We start from the raw sequence: 16,051 nt of genomic DNA, 5'->3' as shown, positions 1-16,051 counted from the left end.
AAACGCGCAGCTTTCGTGTAAGCGCGCAGCCAGACCGTCGGCACGAGCCGCCGCCGCACTGCGGCTGCGCCCGCCCCGCGCGCCCTCTTATCCCTGTCCACCGCCCTGTCGGCCTCCTCGATCCAAAGAGATTTATGCCCTTTTCCAGCCTTCCCCCGTTCCTTGCCGAAGCGCTCGCCGCGCGCGGCTACGAAGCCCCCACCGCGGTCCAGGCCGCCGTTCTCGAAGACCAGGCGTCGGGCCGTGACCTGATCGTCTCGGCGCAGACCGGTTCGGGCAAGACCGTCGCTTTCGGCCTCGCCATGGCGCCCGACCTGCTCAACGACGCCGGCACGATGCCCGCCGCCGGCGCGCCGCTCGCGCTCGCCATCGCCCCGACGCGCGAACTTGCCCTGCAGGTCAGCCGCGAGCTCGCCTGGCTCTATGCCAAGGCCGGCGCGCGTATCGCCACCTGTGTCGGCGGGATGGACGCCTCGAAGGAACGCCGCGCGCTCAGCCAGGGCGTTCACATCGTCGTCGGCACGCCGGGCCGCCTGCGCGACCATCTCGAACGCGGCGCGCTCGTCCTTACGAACCTCAAGGCGATCATCCTCGACGAGGCCGACGAGATGCTCGACATGGGCTTCCGCGACGACCTCGAGGAAATCCTGGACGCTACCCCCGACGCCCGCCGCACCTTGCTCTTCTCGGCAACGATGCCGCGCCCGATCGTCGCGCTCGCCAAGCGCTATCAGCGCGACGCACTGCGCATCTCGACCGTCGGCGACGATCGCGGCCATGGCGATATCGCCTATCAGGCGATGACCGTCGCCCCCGCCGAGATCGAGCATGCCGTCGTCAACCTGCTGCGCTTCCACGAAGCCGAGACCGCGATGCTGTTCTGCGCCACCCGCGACAATGTACGCCGCCTTCATGCAACGCTGCAGGAACGCGGCTTTGCCGTCGTCGCTTTGTCGGGCGAGCATTCGCAGTCCGAGCGCAACCAGGCGCTGCAGGCGCTGCGCGACCGCCGGGCGCGCGTCTGCGTCGCGACCGATGTCGCCTCGCGCGGCATCGATCTGCCCAGCCTCAGCCTCGTCGTCCATGTCGAGATTCCGCGCGACGCCGAAATCCTCCAGCACCGCTCGGGCCGCACCGGCCGCGCGGGCAAGAAGGGCACTGCCGTCCTCATCGTCCCCTATCCGCGCCGCAAGCGCGTCGAGGGCATGCTGCGCGGTGCCAAGATCAACGCCGAATGGATCGATCCGCCGACGCGCGAAGCGATCCAGATCCAGGACCGCGAACGCCTGATCGAGGCGCTCCTTGCGCCGGTCGAATATGACGACGAGGATCGCGTCCTCGCCCAGCGGCTGATCGCCGAACGCAGCCCCGAAGATATCGCCGCAGCGCTCGTCCACGCACACCGCGCAGCGATGCCGCAACCCGAAAAGCTGATCGAGAACACCCCCGAGGCGCACCGCGCCAAACAGGCCGAGACGCACCGTCCCGGCTTCGAGGACGTCGTCTGGTTCCGCCTCGATATCGGCCGTCGCCAGAACGCCGACCCGCGCTGGATCCTCCCGATCCTGTGCCGTCGCGGCCATATCACGCGCGATTCGATCGGTGCGATCCGCATCGGCGCCAATGAAACGCACTTCCAGGTGCCGCGCGCTGCCGCCGCCAAGTTCGCCGACGCGCTCGCCCGGACCGCCAATATCGAAGGCGAAGAGGAAAGCGGCATATTGATCGAGGCCTCGCCCGACGGTCCCGCCTATCGCGGTCGCGACAACGAGGGCGGTGGGCGCAGCGCGCGTCCGGCCCCGCCGCGCTCGGATCGCCGTCCGTCCGCCCCGCGCAGCGATCACCGCGCCGCGGCGCCGCGCGGCGAGCACCGTCCCGCGCCCCGTGCCGCCCGGCCCGAACGCGACGACCGCCCCGCCCGTACGCCTGACCGCGCACCTGACCGTGCGCCCGTTCGCGCTCCCGCCCGCTCGACCGAGCGTAGCGATCACGCCCCCACCGCAGCGCGCAAGACGATGCGCCCGGTAACCGGCGCCGACGGCAAGCCGCCCGCGCCGCAGCGTGACTATGCTGCCAAGCGGCCGTTCAAGGGCAAGGGGCCTGGTGGGAAACTGGGCGGCAAGAGCGGGGGCAAGTTCGCCGGCAAGCGCAGCGACGGCAGCGGCAAGATGTTCCGCAAGCCCAGCGGGCCCAAGCCAACGCGGTGAGCGCCCAAGACTATCCCGTCGGCCCGGCAGGATCCGAAGCAACAGGCAGCGACGGCGGCACTTCGCCGTCGCGCCTGCGCATCCTGATCGATGCCGATGCCTGCCCGGTCAAGGACGAGACGTACAAGGTCGCCTGGCGCCACGCCGTCCGCGTGACGATCGTCGCCAACGCGCACATCCGCATTCCCGATCACCCGCTGATCGACCGCGTCATCGTCAGCGACAGCTTCGACGCCGCCGACGACTGGATCGCCGAAACATGCGATGCGCGCGGCGCGACCGCGGTCATCGTCGTCACCGCCGACATCCTCCTCGCCGACCGTTGCCTCAAGGCCGGCGCGAGCGTCCTCGCCCCGACCGGCAAGCCCTTCACGGCCAACTCGATCGGCGGCGCCATCGCCACCCGCGCGATCATGGCCGACCTGCGCGCCGGCGGAGAGCAGCTCGGCGGGCCAGCGCCTTTCGCCAAGGCCGATCGCTCGCGCTATCTGCAGGCGCTCGATGCGGCGATCGTGAGCTCGCTCCGCTAAAGCGGCCAGGCATGCCAGCCAAGGATTGTATCCAGCCGAAATGGCACAAATGTGCCACCTGCGGCCCGTCGGCTTCTCGTCCCCGATTCCCAAAAAGCGCACCTTCCGCGCATTTTCAGAGCGGTGGAACGCGGCGCGGAGATCATGATAGTTGACGCTGTACGGAGGCCACTTGACCCGCGCGGAATTTTGTGGCGTCTAACTTGGATGAGAAACCTTGTAACTGCAATCTCCAGCCTTCTGATTGCATTGTGCCCCGCGGTACCCGTTGCTGCTCAATCCCCCGATCCACTGGCGACGCGGCTTGACGCAGCATTGTCCGCGGCTGCGGGTCACGACAGGTTCTACGGCACTGTGCTCTTGGCGAGGGACGGCAAGGTTCTGCTTCGCAAAGCCTACGGGCCGCGTGATCGGCAAGGCACCCCTGCCACGCCGAGGCAGCACTACAATATAGGGTCGGTCGGCAAGCTCTTCACGATGGCTCTGATTTTAAAGCAGGTTCAGAACGGGCGGTTAACACTCGACGATACGATTGCCATGCACTGGCCCGAAAGCGGCTTGCCGAACGCCGACAAGATCACCATCCGGCAACTGCTCTCCCACACCTCAGGTTACGGCAATTATTTCGACAATCCCGATTACTCGCTTGCCCAGCGGAGCACAGACGACTTCCTGAACCTGGTTCGCAGCGGAAAGGTTGAATTCGCGCCCGGCACTGGTTTCTTCTACTCGAACAGTGCCTTCTGGGTGCTCGCAAGGATCCTCGAGAAAACCGACCCACAACATCGCGATTGGCAAACGCTTTTTCGTGAGGAGATCTTTCAACCTGCGGGGATGAACACGATAGTCGCCTTGCAGCCCGACGAGGCAAGTCCGGAGCGGCCTGATGGCTTTGTGCTGCGCCCTGATGGAACCATTGATCCGTCATTGCAGGATCCCCGGCCCGGGCCGGACGGTGGTTGGTACGCGACCGCAGACGACCTGCTCGCTTTTTCAAGGGGTATAGAGCGGCACCTCTGGTTCGGTTCTGTGCTTGACCAGCTGGCCACCCGTCCCGTCGCGCACTGGGAGGATCTCGGCGCCGATGTGGGTCTGGTTTGGGAACTCTATGCTGCCGGTGACCGGCACTATGTGACGAAGGGCGGGACCACGCAAGGTGGCGGCGCTGAGCTAATCCGTTTCAGGCACGGACGTGCAAACTACACCTTGGTGCTGCTGTCCAACCTGGAGAACGCACCGCTGTTTCTGTTCAAGCCGCTGCTCGCCTATGCCAATGGTGACCCCGAGGCGCGGCTCCCAGGAGCAGACCCGCAGGTCACTCTTTATCGCGCGGCGCTTGATCACCAGCTTCCATCAACCGTCAGCGAGTACCGAAAGTGGGCGAGGGCGAACGAGCTGGAGATTGGTCCGATGCCGATGTTGATGGCCGGAATGGGCCTAAGTCAGAAAGGAAAGAGCGAGGAAGCCAAGAACCTTCTGCAACTGACCTCCGATTTGTTCCCCGATAACACCCTCGCCCGAGATTTGCTCGCGAGCGTAACCACCGGCTAATATTCTGACACAAAGCACGCACGGTGCGGGCGCGGCTCGGCTTACGGCAAGAACGCCTCTAGGCATCCTTCAATTCCCCATGGGGAGCTTCCTCAACCCTCACCCTGGGAAATTGAAGCAATCTGACGTGGTAAACGCCGATGGTCTGCTACCTCATGTCATGGGCCATACTGTTGGGGCTCTGAGGGCGAGCTAGTATCGACATCACAGTAGCTCTGGCAGAAGCTCCCACCAAAACCGGACACTCTGCTAACGACCCAGAAAGGGAAGTTTGGTCGACCTTTTCGGCAGTATTTTTAGCGGACGCTCATAACGCGCCTCGTAGGACGTTTTGCCGTTAGGGGCGGTCATAATCAGAGCGAACAGCCGAATTGCCACCGATGGGACGGAACTGTTGTCAGCACGAGATTGCTTGAAAACCAAGCCTCAGTCTCGCATGATCTGCCTTATTTCCAATGAGGAATCTTGGCCTTGAAAAAGCTTTATTTCGCGATCTTCATTGTCTCGAACTTGATGGCGGTCAGTCCGGCCATGGCTGAACAGCCCTCGGTCGTGCCGCTCGACGTAGTGGCAAGCTCGCCGCCTGTTCCAATCGAGGGTGAAGACGGTGTGCATCTTCTTTACGAAATGCGCTTTTCCAACTTTTCGCCTCGTGGAGTCGAGCTTGAGAGCATCGATGTCATCGAGGCGGGCAATGTTCTTCACCATTACGACGCCCCGGCGCTTGTCACCATGATTGGGACACCGGGGCAGGAAACAGAGGGGAGTGCGAAGCTGAAGATCGCTCCCGGCTCATTTGCCCTCGTTTACTTTGACACGATTCTGGCCAGAAAAGCCGCAATCCCTTCTGAATTGATTCATCGCGTACATATCAAAGCCTCCAAGCCTGACGTCCCAGCGAGCCGCACAATCCTTGACACACCGCCCTTGAGGGTCAGCCGGAACGCACCGATCATGCTCGGACCGCCACTGCGAGGAAGCGGTTGGGTCGCAGCGAACGCATTATCGAACACAAACGATCACCGGCGCACGGTTGTCGTGGTAAATGGCCAGGCGCGTATCGCTCAGCGCTATGCAATCGACTTTGTAAAGCTAGATGCCAAGGGTCATGCTTTTCGTGGTGACCCCAGCCAGAACGCTTCATGGGCGGGCTACGGAACTGATGTCCTTGCCGTCGCAGATGGCCGCGTGGAAGCTTTGCACGTTGGCGTCCCTGACAATAGCCCTGGGGCTGCGCCTTCCGTTCCTATCACGCTAGACACGATCGGCGGCAACAATGTCGTACTTGCACTGCCCGGCGGCGCATATGTGTTTTACGGCCATTTGTTGCCCGGCAGCATAGTCGTTCAAAAAGGTCAGCAAATCCATAAGGGGCAGGTTATCGCGAAGGTCGGGAACTCAGGTCAATCGGACGCCCCACACCTTCACATCCATGTTGCCGATGGTGCGTCCGCACTTGGAGCGGAGGGAGTTGCCTATGCGTTCGAGAACTTCGACGTTGAAGGGCACGTGCCATCGCTGGAAGTTCTTGAGAGCACAGCCGGCTGGGACGAGCGCCCTGCCAGTTCGGAGAATCGGCGGCGCGAAGAGTTACCTATAGAAAACGCGGTCATTAGCTTTGATGGCAAATCCGTGAACTGAAAACTGCGCAGCTACATCAGCGATGCGGACCGTTACTCCGCGTCAAATTAGCGGGAGTCTGACGAGCTTGAAAGTCTGCTTTTGGGGCTTTCCTAACCAATAGCCGCGAGGGAGCTAACCACCCATAATCTGACATCGCGGCCCACAAATTGTCCAGCCAAGCAGTCGGTCCGCTCTCAGGGATATTTCACGGCACCGGCTATGACGGAAGTAGGGCGCTAAACAGTCATCGGCTTGTACGAACGCCATATTACGTGAATAGAATAAGCATCCTTTTTAAAAAACCGCTTTCCTACAATTTATACAATGGCGCATGGTCGACTCATGTACCCGACCTGCCAGATCGACCCGGCCTGCCGTCGCGATGGCGCGGCGCCCCATTCTTCGGGCACGCGCCAGGGTCACAGTGTGAACCCGTCCCTGGACGGTGTGAACCCCATGAACTTGTCGCCTCTTCCGCCGCTTCCTCCGCTCGCATCGCGCCCGCGCTCGCGACGTCTCTCCCGCTGCGCTGCGGAGCGATCTTCGGCGGGGACGTATCGCGAATTTTTCGAGCTTCTGGCTCGCCGCGCAGGTGCCGCGAGAAACTTCCCCGCTGGCCCGTGATCCGTGCTAAACGCGCCTCATCACCCGCTTCCCCAATCGAGCGCGTCGGTGACTGAGGGATCCTATCGCGCCCCCGCTTGGAGGCCGGAGCCCAACATGATTCTTGATAGTGACGCAGAAATTCCCGTGACCCGTGCGATCAACGTGCGCCTCCAGGAAGACCAGGTCATCACCAAATGCGACCGCAAGGACATCGCGATCAGCGCGATCGAACCCCTGCCCGGCGGCGGCACACGCGTCGTTCTCAACAACATGGAAGACGCCACCGTGATGCATAAGGCATTCGGCCGCAACGTCATCAAGGGCGAGGTCAAGCGGACCAACTTTATCGCTCGTCGGCACGCCTGAACAATTTGGGCGACTTTGGCGAAAGATTGTGTTATGCTCTGCAGATCGCGCGTAATCCGGCCGCAAGCCGACGCGTGGCTGAGAGACTTTGAGTGCTCCCTGCTTGCTGCACGATTAAGGCTTTCTACCCTGCTTCACGCATTCCCGAAACGACACGACCTGCATCGCGCCTCCGCGCCGATCGTCGCGCGTCGTTCGCCGAATGCCCTTCACATGTGCGCCGCCCCGACCTGATCGCGGCTGCGCCATATCATTCCCCGCAAAGCCGATGCTACGAGCCGGACGGCCTGCGGGGGACTTCTTAATCCGGTTCGACTGATACCCAAGGAAATTGATATGCCCGTAGGCACAGTAAAGTTTTTCAACAGCGACAAGGGCTATGGCTTCATCGCCCCCGAAGACGGTTCGGGCGATGCGTTCGTCCACATCTCGGCGGTCCAGGCCGCTGGCATGCAGACGCTCGAGAACAACCAGCGCATCGAATATGAGCTGACCGAAGAGCGCGGCCGCACCGCCGCGACCGACCTCAAAGCGGTCTGATATTTCGGCCAAGGGCGCGGGTCGGCGGCGGTTCATTCCGCCCCGGTCCGCGCCTTTACCTTGCCGACTTTACCTCGTTGGCGAAACTTACTATCCTGATATCCCGCTCGATTCTCGGGTCGGGATACTCACAAACATCCTGGCGGAGATTTGGAATTGGCCGATAATCTGGCATTCTACCGGCAGCGCGCAGAAGCAGATCGCCGCGCCGCCGAAGCGACGACTCTCGAAAATGTACGTGAACGCTGCCTGCGCTCGATGAGCCATTGGGAAGCGATGGCCGAACGCGCCGAAAAATACGAAGAACAGCGCGAAATCCGCGAAGCCGCGAGCCGCGCTCGCGTCGAAGCCGCGAAGCTCGCTGCCGCCGAAACCGCCGCGGCATAGCGCCTGGGCGTTCGGCGCCCTACCATCCCACGCTGGTGTTGCGGTCGATCAGATCGCGGTGATCGCTTGCCCGCTTTTGAGCCGTTCGCCATTGGTGACGATGATCTTGTCGCCGAGCTTGGCGACGCCGAACATCTTCTTGGCGAATGCCACCGGCACGCCGATACAGCCGTGCGTCGCATAGCCCCAGTCGACTTCGCTGCCGTGGATGCTGATGCCGTCGTTGGTCATCCGCAGCATGTACGGCATCGGCGCCGAATTATACAGGTTGCTGACGTGATCGGCATCCTTCTGGGTGATCGGATAGACGCCCGTCGGGGTCGGCTTTTCGTCGGCGCCGAACAGTATCACCGCCGCGCCGATCTCGTAACCGCCCTGGAACACCGATAGCGTCTCCGCCTTCAGGTCGACCGTGATGACGATCTGTCCCGGCGGTACGCCTTCATCGTCCCAGACATAGTCGCCATGGCGAAACGGTCCGTCGATCTGGAGCACGCGTTTGACGACATAGGAATCGCTGGCGGCGGGCTGCAAATTGCCCTGCCCCGCCTTGTCCGTGGCATCGCTCTTTCGATCCTTGGCCGTGACCGCTGCAGCATCTGCATTGGCCGTCGCGACGCTTGACTCGCCCGGATTGGCCTGCTGCGACGCGAGGTTCGTCTGCGCATCACGTGAACAGCCCGACATCAACACCGCCGACACCGACAATGCCGCCAACAGCACCACGCGCGGCGTGCGCGTTATTGGCATTGGGTTCGCCTGCCTGCTGATCACTATGACTGTCCTCGTTGGTGCGCGTTAAACTCTTGTTAGCCAATCCGCACGCGCTTGGCCAACTGCTTGGCGATGCCGTCCCGATTGGAGACGCGACTAGCAGCGAAGGTAAACATCCCTTGGGCGGCCGTCGGTAATTTCGGTTGGCCTCGCCAATGTCGCCTTATACAGCGCGGCAATGCCCTCACTCTCCGCCCCGTCGGACGTCCCCGACCTCGACCGCCATCCATTCCGGATCGCCAACTTTCGGCGTTACTGGGTCGCGCGGCTGGCGGGCACACTTGCGCAGTCGGCGCTCGTCCTGATCATCGGCTGGCAGGTTTACGGAATTGCGCGCGCCGAAATGTCGGTTCGTGAAAGCGCTTTCCTGCTCGGCATGATCGGGCTCGTCCAGTTCGTCCCGTTATTCTTCCTGACGCCGGTAACCGGCTGGGTCGCCGACCGCTTCGACCGCCGAAGGATCGGCCAAGTGACGATTTTCATCCAGCTTTGCTGCGCGAGCGTCCTCGGACTGCTGACATGGCGGGGCGATCTCGGCCTCGTCGCGCTGTTCGGGGTCGCTTTCTTCCTCGGCATCGCGCGCGCATTTTCAGGCCCTGCTTTCAGTGCGCTGGCACCCAATCTGGTCCCCCGCAAAGTCCTCCCCACCGCAATCGCAGTGTCGTCCATCGCCTGGCAGGCGGGTATGATCGCCGGACCGAGCATTGGCGGCGCAATGTATGCGATCCATCCCGATGCCGCCTATGGCTTATGCACCACGCTGTTCCTCATCGCGCTGGTCGGGGTGATATCGATCCGTCCGGTCGCCCAACCTGCGATGCTACGTGATCGCAAACCGCTTCAGCAGATGATCGACGGGTTGAGCTATGTCCGCAAGAACCGCCTCGTGCTGGCGACGATTACGCTCGACCTGTTCGCCGTCATGCTCGCCGGTGCCACCGCGTTGCTGCCCGTTTTTGCACGCGACATATTGCACGTCGGCGCTGCCGGTCTCGGCATTCTCGCCTCGTCGATGGGCGCGGGCGCTGCGGTTACCGCGATCTGGTTTTCGATCCGGCCGATGCACCGCAATGTCGGGGTCAAGATGCTCGCTGCGGTCTTCATATTCGGCAGCGCGATTATCGTATTTGGCCTGTCGCAATACCTCTGGCTCAGCGTTGCGGCGCTCGTCGTCGCCGGCGGAGCCGACATGGTCAGCGTCTACGTTCGCCAGTCGCTGATCCAGCTTCACACCCCCGACGCGATGCGCGGACGCGTCAGTTCGGTCTCGCTGCTGACGATATCAGCGTCGAACGAGCTCGGCGAAACCGAGAGCGGATTGCTCGCATCGCTCCTCGGCCCGGTCGCCGCGGTCGTCGCCGGGGGCATTGGGGCGATCGTCATCACGATCGCCTGGGCGCGGCTCTTTCCCGAGCTCAGGCTTGCGAAATCGTTCGACCCTCCCGACATGGACGATGAACCGACAGTCAAGGAAGGCCCGCCATGAAAGCAGCGAACATTCTCGAAACGATCGGCAACACGCCGCATGTCCGTATCCAGCGACTGTTCGGCGATGCCGAGGTTTGGATCAAGTCGGAACGTTCAAACCCCGGTGGGTCGATCAAGGATCGCATCGCGTTGGCGATGGTCGAAGCGGCCGAGGCCGACGGCTCGCTCAAGCCCGGCGGGACGATCATAGAACCGACCAGCGGGAATACCGGCGTCGGCCTCGCGATGGTTGCCGCGGTCAAAGGCTACAAAATCGTTCTCGTCATGCCAGAGAGCATGTCGATCGAGCGGCGTCGCCTGATGCTCGCGTACGGCGCGACCTTCGACCTGACGCCCAAGGAAAAGGGCATGAAGGGCGCAATCGAACGCGCGACCCAGCTGGTCGCCGCGACCGACGGCGCCTGGATGCCGCAGCAGTTCGAAAATCCCGCCAACGTCTCGGTCCATGCGCGCACAACCGCGCAGGAAATCCTCGCCGATTTCAAGGACACTCCAATCGACATATTGATCACCGGAGTTGGCACTGGCGGCCATATTACCGGCTGTGCCGAGGCGCTCAAGAAACACTGGCCCGATCTTCAGGTGTTCGCCGTCGAGCCAGACGCGTCGCCGGTCATTTCGGGCGGCGATCCGGGCCCGCACGCTATCCAGGGGATCGGCGCCGGATTCATCCCGGGCAATCTCCATACCGATGCCATCGACGGTGCGATTCAGGTCGATGCTGCCAGCGCCAAGGACATGGCGCGCCGCTCCGCCGCCGAAGAGGGCATGCTGGTGGGCATCTCGTCGGGCGCAACCTTGGCAGCTATAGCGAAGAAAATCGCTGAGACCGGTCCCAATAAACGTATTCTGGGATTCAACTACGACACCGGCGAACGCTATTTGTCGGTGCCCGATTTCCTCCCAGAGGAATGATCCGCTAAAGCGGCTCCATGATCGAATTCGACACCAACCGACCCGCCTATGTGGGTTCTGCCAGGCTGCCGTCTGGCGAACGTCGTCTGGCGAGCGCGATCGGTGTGCTGATCGCGGCTGCAGTGTTGATCCTGCCGCTCCTCCTGGGCACTTTTGCGCCTCCCGCTCTCTCCTCGGATTCTTCAAACGCTCAGTCGCGAGCAGCGGCATCGCGCAGTCTGGCGCCGCCGCCCGAAGCACCGCCGCCGGTCGAACCACTAGTGCTCAAACCCATTGCCGTGGACGATGCGCGCGCGGTCAACGATCGCGTTCCCTTTGTTGCGGGACCGATCGTCGCTGCCAGGCCGTTCAAATTTGCCGGCAACGATATCCAGCTCGATCGTGCACGTGACTGCCTTGCCGCCGCGATGATCTACGAAGCGGGCGACGATAGCGATGGCCAGCGCGCGGTCGGTCAAGTTGTCCTTAATCGCGTCCGCCACCCCGCATTCCCCAAGACGGTGTGCGGGGTCGTCTTCCAGGGCAGCGATCGGCAGACTGGGTGCCAGTTCACCTTCACCTGCGATGGAGCGCTCAATCGCCGTTACAGCGACGCCGCCTGGGATCGGGCGCGCGCGATGGCGCAACTCGAGCTCGGCGGGTTAGTCGACAAGCGCGTGGGCCTTGCAACGCATTACCATACCGACTGGGTCGTACCGTACTGGAGCGATACGCTCGACAAACTTGCCGCAGTCGAAACGCATCTCTTCTTCCGCTGGAAAGGCGGCTGGGGCACGCCAGCGGCGTTCCGGTCGCGCGTTAATCCTGACGAACCCGTGGTTGCCAAGCTTGCCGCCTATTCGCCCGCGCACAACCCGGGAGCGGCACTGGCCGCGCTCGATTCGATCGAGACGCTTGATCAGGCGGTCGCCGCGGCGGCACCTGCGACGACGGCCAAGGTGTTCGATAATACCGTCTTCATCGGAGCACCCGCCAGTGCGACGCCCGCAAGTCTCAAGGCTCTCGCCCTCACCCAATGCGGCGATCGCGATTATTGCAAGCTGTTCGGCTGGACCGACAAAACGCTTGTGCCGACGAATGGCGAACTGTCCGCGGCCGCGCGCAAATCGATGGCGTTCAGCTATTTGCGCGACAAGAAAAGCGGCTTCGAACGCGCGCTGTTCGATTGCGCCGCATTCCCCAGCCTTCCCAAGAACGCCTGCATGAAATCCTAACGGACGTTGCGACCGCGACTGCGGCGATGGCGCAAATTGACCCAGAACGACTTGACCAGCCCGCGTCTGGCGAGCGGTTCGAACATCTCGTCGGCGGATTCGGGATCGAGCATCTCGCGATCGGCGACGAACTTTTCGAATCCTTCGGGCTCGTCCATCGTAATCGGCTTGAGACATCGCCCTTCATCGGCAAAGCGCGCAATCGTCGCCCGCATCGAGTCGGTCTCGGCCAAGGTGTCGGCGATTACGTCGCAATCGGTGCCCAGATGTTCGGCCAGCAAGCCGACACGGATGGACCGGATCGCGGCTCGTGCAGCCGCTTCGTCATCGACCTGCGACGCCTCGATCAGGACATCGCATTCGCTGTCGAGGCCAAGCGATCGGTTATTCATGTTCGACGAGCCAATCCGCAGGACGCGATCGTCGACGATCATCACCTTGGCATGGACATAGATCGCTGTGCCGCCCTTGGTCAGCGGATAAAAAATGCGAAAACGATCGTCTGGGTCGCTCTTGCCGATCATCCTGCACAGCCGCACGCGCGTTCCGTCCATTGCAACCTGCTCGATCCAGCCATCGGCGGTCAGCGGTTGAACCATGACGATCTCGAGATCGGGTTTTTGCTCGAGCCGCGCCACGACCGCCGCAGCGATCTTGGGCGATGTGAAATACTGGTTTTCGGCGTAGACGAAGCGCTCGGCCGAGCAGATCATGTCGAGATAGAGTTGCTCGATTTCGCGGATCTCGACCTGGTCCTCATACGCCGCACGCGTCCGCGCGACTGCCACATCGGCATCGCGAAAGTGCGGCTCGACTTCGTCAACCCAGCAGTCACTGCGACCGGTGACCGCATGCATCGTCTCGCCCGTCGCGACTTTCCAACGTTCGCGGCAGAGTTCGTCGAGCGCCTCCGCCGCCTCGCCATTGAGCAATGTCGTGGCATCGTGCCAAGGCTCATAGGCCTTGCCGCTGGGCTCGACACGGCGCGGATCGTCGTCTTCGTGATCGCGGGTGTCCCAGCGGTCGCTGGTCATGTCGATCCCTCCGCATACTGCGAGGCAATTGTCGATCACGACGATCTTCTGGTGATGGCTGCACCCAGGCGGATGCTTGGCATCGAACTTGAACCGGATCGGCTTGGTGATCGCCCAGCGAAACAGCATCCACAAATGCGATCCGCGCAATAGCGACTTCCACGCACCGAAATCCCATTTGAGGATGCGGATCTCAAGATCGGGCCGCTGCTTGGCGAGTTGGAGCATGAAATGCCCCAGATCCATGCTCTCGTCGTCGTCGGGATCGAGATCGATTCGCGTGTCGAAATCCCAGCCGACGATCATGATCCGTTTTTCCGCAGCAAGCATCGCCTTGCGCAAGATACGGAAATAATCGCACGCATCGACGATCACCGCGACCTTGTCGGCGCGGGCCACTTTCCAGCTATTGCTGCCAGGTTGGGCAAGCGCACGGGACGACGGGCGAACAGATGCAGTGACGGCCATCCCGCGCGGCTAGCAGCTAGCTAGAGGCTTGGCGAGAATGGTTTTCCCGCCTTCCGCACTTGGCATCAGGCATAGGCCGACGCGAACTGCTCCGGACTCAGCGCCATTACCGCATCGCTGCCGCCTTCGATCTTGCGGCGCAAGGCGCCGGCATCGGGCATGATCCGCTCGGCAAAATAGCGCGCGGTGGCGAGCTTGGTTTCATAGAACGCCGCATCCTCGGCGCCTTCGGCCAGCTTCGCCTGTGCCACCGTCGCCATGCGGAGCCACATCAGGCCGAGCGCGACGATCCCCATGATGTGCATGTAGCTGTGCGCGCCTGCACCGACATTGTTGGGGTTCTGCATGCCGTTCTGCATGAACCACATCGTCGCCGCCTTGAGCTGGCCATTGGCCTTGTCGAGTGCATCGGCAAAAGCAGTGAGCGCCTCGTCCTTCTTCGCCTCGGCGATCTCGTCGTCGACCAGCTTGAAAAATGCCTGGACCGCACGGCCACCATTCTGCGCCAGCTTGCGACCGACAAGGTCCATCGCCTGGATGCCGTTGGTGCCTTCATAGATCATCGCGATCCGGGCATCGCGAACATATTGCTCCATGCCCCATTCGGCGATGTAGCCATGGCCACCGAAGACCTGCTGCGCGTTGGTCGCGATGTCATAGCCCTTGTCGGTGCCATAGCCCTTGATCACCGGGGTCAACAGGCTGATCAGGTCGTCGGCCATCTGGCGGTCACCCTCGTCTTCGGCCTTGTGGCTCAGATCGACCTGGAGCGCGCCCCAGATAATCAGTGCGCGCAGTCCCTCGATCACCGCCTTGCCTTCCATCAGCATGCGGCGGACGTCGGGATGGACGAACAGGTGGTCGGCCTTTGCCTCGGGATCCTGCGGCCCGGTCAGCGCGCGCCCCTGACGGCGATCGCCGGCATAGGCGACCGCATTCTGATAGGCGACCTCGGCAATGCCGAGTCCTTGCAGGCCGACGCCAAGCCGCGCCGCGTTCATCATCACGAACATCGCGGCGAGACCCTTGTTCTCCTCGCCGACCATATAGCCCGTCGCGCCGTCATAGTTCATCACGCAGGTCGAATTGGCGTGGATGCCCATCTTGTGCTCGATCGATCCGCACGAAGCGGCGTTTCGCTCGCCAAGCGATCCGTCATCGCCGACCATGAACTTGGGCACGATGAACAGGCTAATCCCCTTGACGCTGTCGGGCGCGTCGGGGGTCTTGGCAAGGACGAGGTGGATGATGTTGTCGGTGAGGTCATGCTCGCCCGACGATATGAAGATCTTCGTGCCGGTGATCTTGTAGCTGCCGTCGCCCTGCGGCTCTGCCTTGGTACGGATCAGGCCGAGATCGGTGCCGCATTGCGGCTCGGTGAGGTTCATCGTCCCGCCCCATTCGCCGGAGATCATCTTGGGCGTGAACTTTTCCTTCAGCCCCTGCGAACCCTTGGCGAGGATCGCGGAGACCGCGCCGTGCGTCAGGCCGGGATACATGGCGAACGCCATGTTCGCGCTCGTCATATATTCCTCGAACGCCATTGCCAGGACATGCGGCATGCCTTGTCCGCCAAATTCCTCGGGCGCCGACAGCGTGCCCCAGCCTGCTTCGCGATACTTGTCATATGCCGCCTTGAAGCCCTCAGGCGTCGTCACGCTGCCATCGTCGTGGCGCTTGCAACCCTGCAGGTCGCCAAGCTGGTTGAGCGGAAAGAGCACCTCTTCGACAAACTTGGCGCCTTCACCCAGAATGGCGTCGATCATGTCACCGCTCGCGTTCTCGAACCCCGGCAGATTGGCGAAACGATCGATGCCGATAACATCGTTGAGGATGAAGCGCGTATCTTTGACGGGCGCGGAATAGCTGGGCATTAACTTCCTTTCGATGCGCTTTTGCGGCGCTTGATGCTGGTAGGCGGCATTTCCCCGCGATCGGCTTTCTTGACCATTTCGACAAACAGTTTGAGTTCGTCGATCGCGCTGTCGATATCCTCGCGCTGACCTTTCAGCAGGTCGATCCGCGCCTGGCATTTCTCGATTGTTACACGGCGCTGGACCGCGCGGCCATCGCCGACATCGTAGAGATCGATCATCTCCTTGATATCGGCCAGGCTGAATCCGACGCGCTTGGCACGCAATATCCACGCAAGCCGTGCGCGATCGCGCTTCGAATAGACGCGCGTCAGCCCCTTGCGCGTCGGCGCGATCAGGCCCTCGTCTTCATAAAACCGCAGCGCGCGACCGGTGACGTCGAATTCGCTCGACAAGTCGCCGATCGAATAGGTTTGGCGGCCATGGACGTCGGGCGTGTCGAGATGCGCATGGCCGTGAGAACTCGTCATGGGC

At 62.3% G+C, this 16,051-nt stretch carries 13 protein-coding genes and 1 pseudogene; 10 read left to right on the top strand and 4 right to left on the bottom strand.

Going from position 1 to position 16,051, the window contains the following annotated elements; all coding sequences use genetic code 11:
* Positions 1 to 134 precede the first annotated feature (134 nt).
* The 7 genes and pseudogenes from FSZ31_RS06175 to FSZ31_RS06145 all read left to right on the top strand — a co-directional run.
* Positions 135 to 1,898 (top strand): annotated as a pseudogene (locus tag FSZ31_RS06175) (DEAD/DEAH box helicase); the annotation flags it as partial.
* 383 nt (positions 1,899 to 2,281) lie between these two features.
* A complete protein-coding gene (locus FSZ31_RS06170; RefSeq protein ID WP_147122598.1) occupies positions 2,282 to 2,737 on the top strand; it encodes a YaiI/YqxD family protein in 456 nt (151 codons plus the stop codon).
* A gap of 207 nt (positions 2,738 to 2,944) precedes the next feature.
* Complete coding sequence (locus FSZ31_RS06165; RefSeq protein WP_161595962.1) at positions 2,945 to 4,288, top strand: serine hydrolase domain-containing protein; 1,344 nt, start codon at positions 2,945 to 2,947, stop codon at positions 4,286 to 4,288.
* Positions 4,289 to 4,759: 471 nt separating this feature from the next.
* A complete protein-coding gene (locus FSZ31_RS06160) occupies positions 4,760 to 5,929 on the top strand; it encodes a M23 family metallopeptidase (protein ID WP_147122269.1) in 1,170 nt (389 codons plus the stop codon).
* Between the two features lie 702 nt (positions 5,930 to 6,631).
* Positions 6,632 to 6,883, top strand: a complete 252-nt coding sequence (locus FSZ31_RS06155; RefSeq protein WP_236643680.1) for a hypothetical protein — start codon at positions 6,632 to 6,634, stop codon at positions 6,881 to 6,883.
* Between the two features lie 336 nt (positions 6,884 to 7,219).
* Positions 7,220 to 7,423 (top strand): cold-shock protein, encoded by a 204-nt coding sequence (locus FSZ31_RS06150; RefSeq protein ID WP_147122267.1) that lies wholly within the window; start codon positions 7,220 to 7,222, stop codon positions 7,421 to 7,423.
* A 156-nt stretch (positions 7,424 to 7,579) separates the two neighbouring features.
* Positions 7,580 to 7,810 carry a hypothetical protein gene (locus tag FSZ31_RS06145; RefSeq protein WP_236643679.1) on the top strand — a complete coding sequence of 77 codons (231 nt, stop codon included), beginning with the start codon at positions 7,580 to 7,582 and terminating at the stop codon, positions 7,808 to 7,810.
* A 48-nt stretch (positions 7,811 to 7,858) separates the two neighbouring features.
* On the opposite strand, the gene FSZ31_RS06140 is transcribed toward FSZ31_RS06145, so the two are convergent.
* A complete protein-coding gene (locus FSZ31_RS06140; protein ID WP_236643678.1) occupies positions 7,859 to 8,560 on the bottom strand; it encodes a L,D-transpeptidase family protein in 702 nt (233 codons plus the stop codon).
* A gap of 202 nt (positions 8,561 to 8,762) precedes the next feature.
* On the opposite strand from FSZ31_RS06140, the gene FSZ31_RS06135 reads away from it, so the two are divergent.
* The 3 genes from FSZ31_RS06135 to FSZ31_RS06125 are packed head-to-tail and all read left to right on the top strand — an operon-like array spanning position 8,763 to position 12,201.
* Positions 8,763 to 10,070 (top strand): MFS transporter, encoded by a 1,308-nt coding sequence (locus FSZ31_RS06135; protein WP_147122265.1) that lies wholly within the window; start codon positions 8,763 to 8,765, stop codon positions 10,068 to 10,070.
* Complete coding sequence (cysK, locus tag FSZ31_RS06130; protein ID WP_147122263.1) at positions 10,067 to 10,987, top strand: cysteine synthase A; 921 nt, start codon at positions 10,067 to 10,069, stop codon at positions 10,985 to 10,987. The genes FSZ31_RS06135 and cysK overlap by 4 nt, the downstream gene beginning before the upstream one ends.
* Positions 10,988 to 11,004: 17 nt before the next feature.
* Positions 11,005 to 12,201 carry a cell wall hydrolase gene (locus tag FSZ31_RS06125; RefSeq protein WP_147122261.1) on the top strand — a complete coding sequence of 399 codons (1,197 nt, stop codon included), beginning with the start codon at positions 11,005 to 11,007 and terminating at the stop codon, positions 12,199 to 12,201.
* Here the strand turns inward: FSZ31_RS06125 and FSZ31_RS06120 are convergent.
* From FSZ31_RS06120 to FSZ31_RS06110, 3 genes are all read right to left on the bottom strand, one after another.
* Positions 12,198 to 13,703 carry a phospholipase D-like domain-containing protein gene (locus FSZ31_RS06120; protein WP_147122259.1) on the bottom strand — a complete coding sequence of 502 codons (1,506 nt, stop codon included), beginning with the start codon at positions 13,701 to 13,703 and terminating at the stop codon, positions 12,198 to 12,200. The genes FSZ31_RS06125 and FSZ31_RS06120 overlap by 4 nt on opposite strands.
* Positions 13,704 to 13,768: 65 nt before the next feature.
* Positions 13,769 to 15,577 (bottom strand): acyl-CoA dehydrogenase C-terminal domain-containing protein, encoded by a 1,809-nt coding sequence (locus FSZ31_RS06115; protein WP_147122257.1) that lies wholly within the window; start codon positions 15,575 to 15,577, stop codon positions 13,769 to 13,771.
* On the bottom strand, positions 15,577 to 16,047 hold the full coding sequence (locus tag FSZ31_RS06110; protein WP_147122256.1) for a MerR family transcriptional regulator: 471 nt from the start codon (positions 16,045 to 16,047) through the stop codon (positions 15,577 to 15,579). The genes FSZ31_RS06115 and FSZ31_RS06110 overlap by 1 nt, the downstream gene beginning before the upstream one ends.
* Between the last annotated feature and the right edge of the window lie 4 nt (positions 16,048 to 16,051).

This window comes from Flavisphingopyxis soli (assembly GCF_007995095.1).
Taxonomy (GTDB): Bacteria; Pseudomonadota; Alphaproteobacteria; order Sphingomonadales; family Sphingomonadaceae; genus Flavisphingopyxis; species Flavisphingopyxis soli.
Note: the sequence above shows the minus strand (reverse complement) of the source record. Positions and strands in the feature narration are given on the sequence as shown.

What these genes read in the sequence shown, in the direction of transcription:
- FSZ31_RS06165 (WP_161595962.1), top strand. Translation starts at nt 2,945, where the DNA reads ATGAGAAACCTTGTAACTGCAATCTCCAGCCTTCTGATTGCATTGTGC.
- FSZ31_RS06155 (WP_236643680.1), top strand. Translation starts at nt 6,632, where the DNA reads ATGATTCTTGATAGTGACGCAGAAATTCCCGTGACCCGTGCGATCAAC.
- FSZ31_RS06150 (WP_147122267.1), top strand. Translation starts at nt 7,220, where the DNA reads ATGCCCGTAGGCACAGTAAAGTTTTTCAACAGCGACAAGGGCTATGGC.
- FSZ31_RS06140 (WP_236643678.1), bottom strand. Translation starts at nt 8,560, where the DNA reads ATGCCAATAACGCGCACGCCGCGCGTGGTGCTGTTGGCGGCATTGTCG.
- FSZ31_RS06135 (WP_147122265.1), top strand. Translation starts at nt 8,763, where the DNA reads ATGCCCTCACTCTCCGCCCCGTCGGACGTCCCCGACCTCGACCGCCAT.
- cysK (WP_147122263.1), top strand. Translation starts at nt 10,067, where the DNA reads ATGAAAGCAGCGAACATTCTCGAAACGATCGGCAACACGCCGCATGTC.
- FSZ31_RS06125 (WP_147122261.1), top strand. Translation starts at nt 11,005, where the DNA reads ATGATCGAATTCGACACCAACCGACCCGCCTATGTGGGTTCTGCCAGG.
- FSZ31_RS06120 (WP_147122259.1), bottom strand. Translation starts at nt 13,703, where the DNA reads ATGGCCGTCACTGCATCTGTTCGCCCGTCGTCCCGTGCGCTTGCCCAA.
- FSZ31_RS06115 (WP_147122257.1), bottom strand. Translation starts at nt 15,577, where the DNA reads ATGCCCAGCTATTCCGCGCCCGTCAAAGATACGCGCTTCATCCTCAAC.
- FSZ31_RS06110 (WP_147122256.1), bottom strand. Translation starts at nt 16,047, where the DNA reads ATGACGAGTTCTCACGGCCATGCGCATCTCGACACGCCCGACGTCCAT.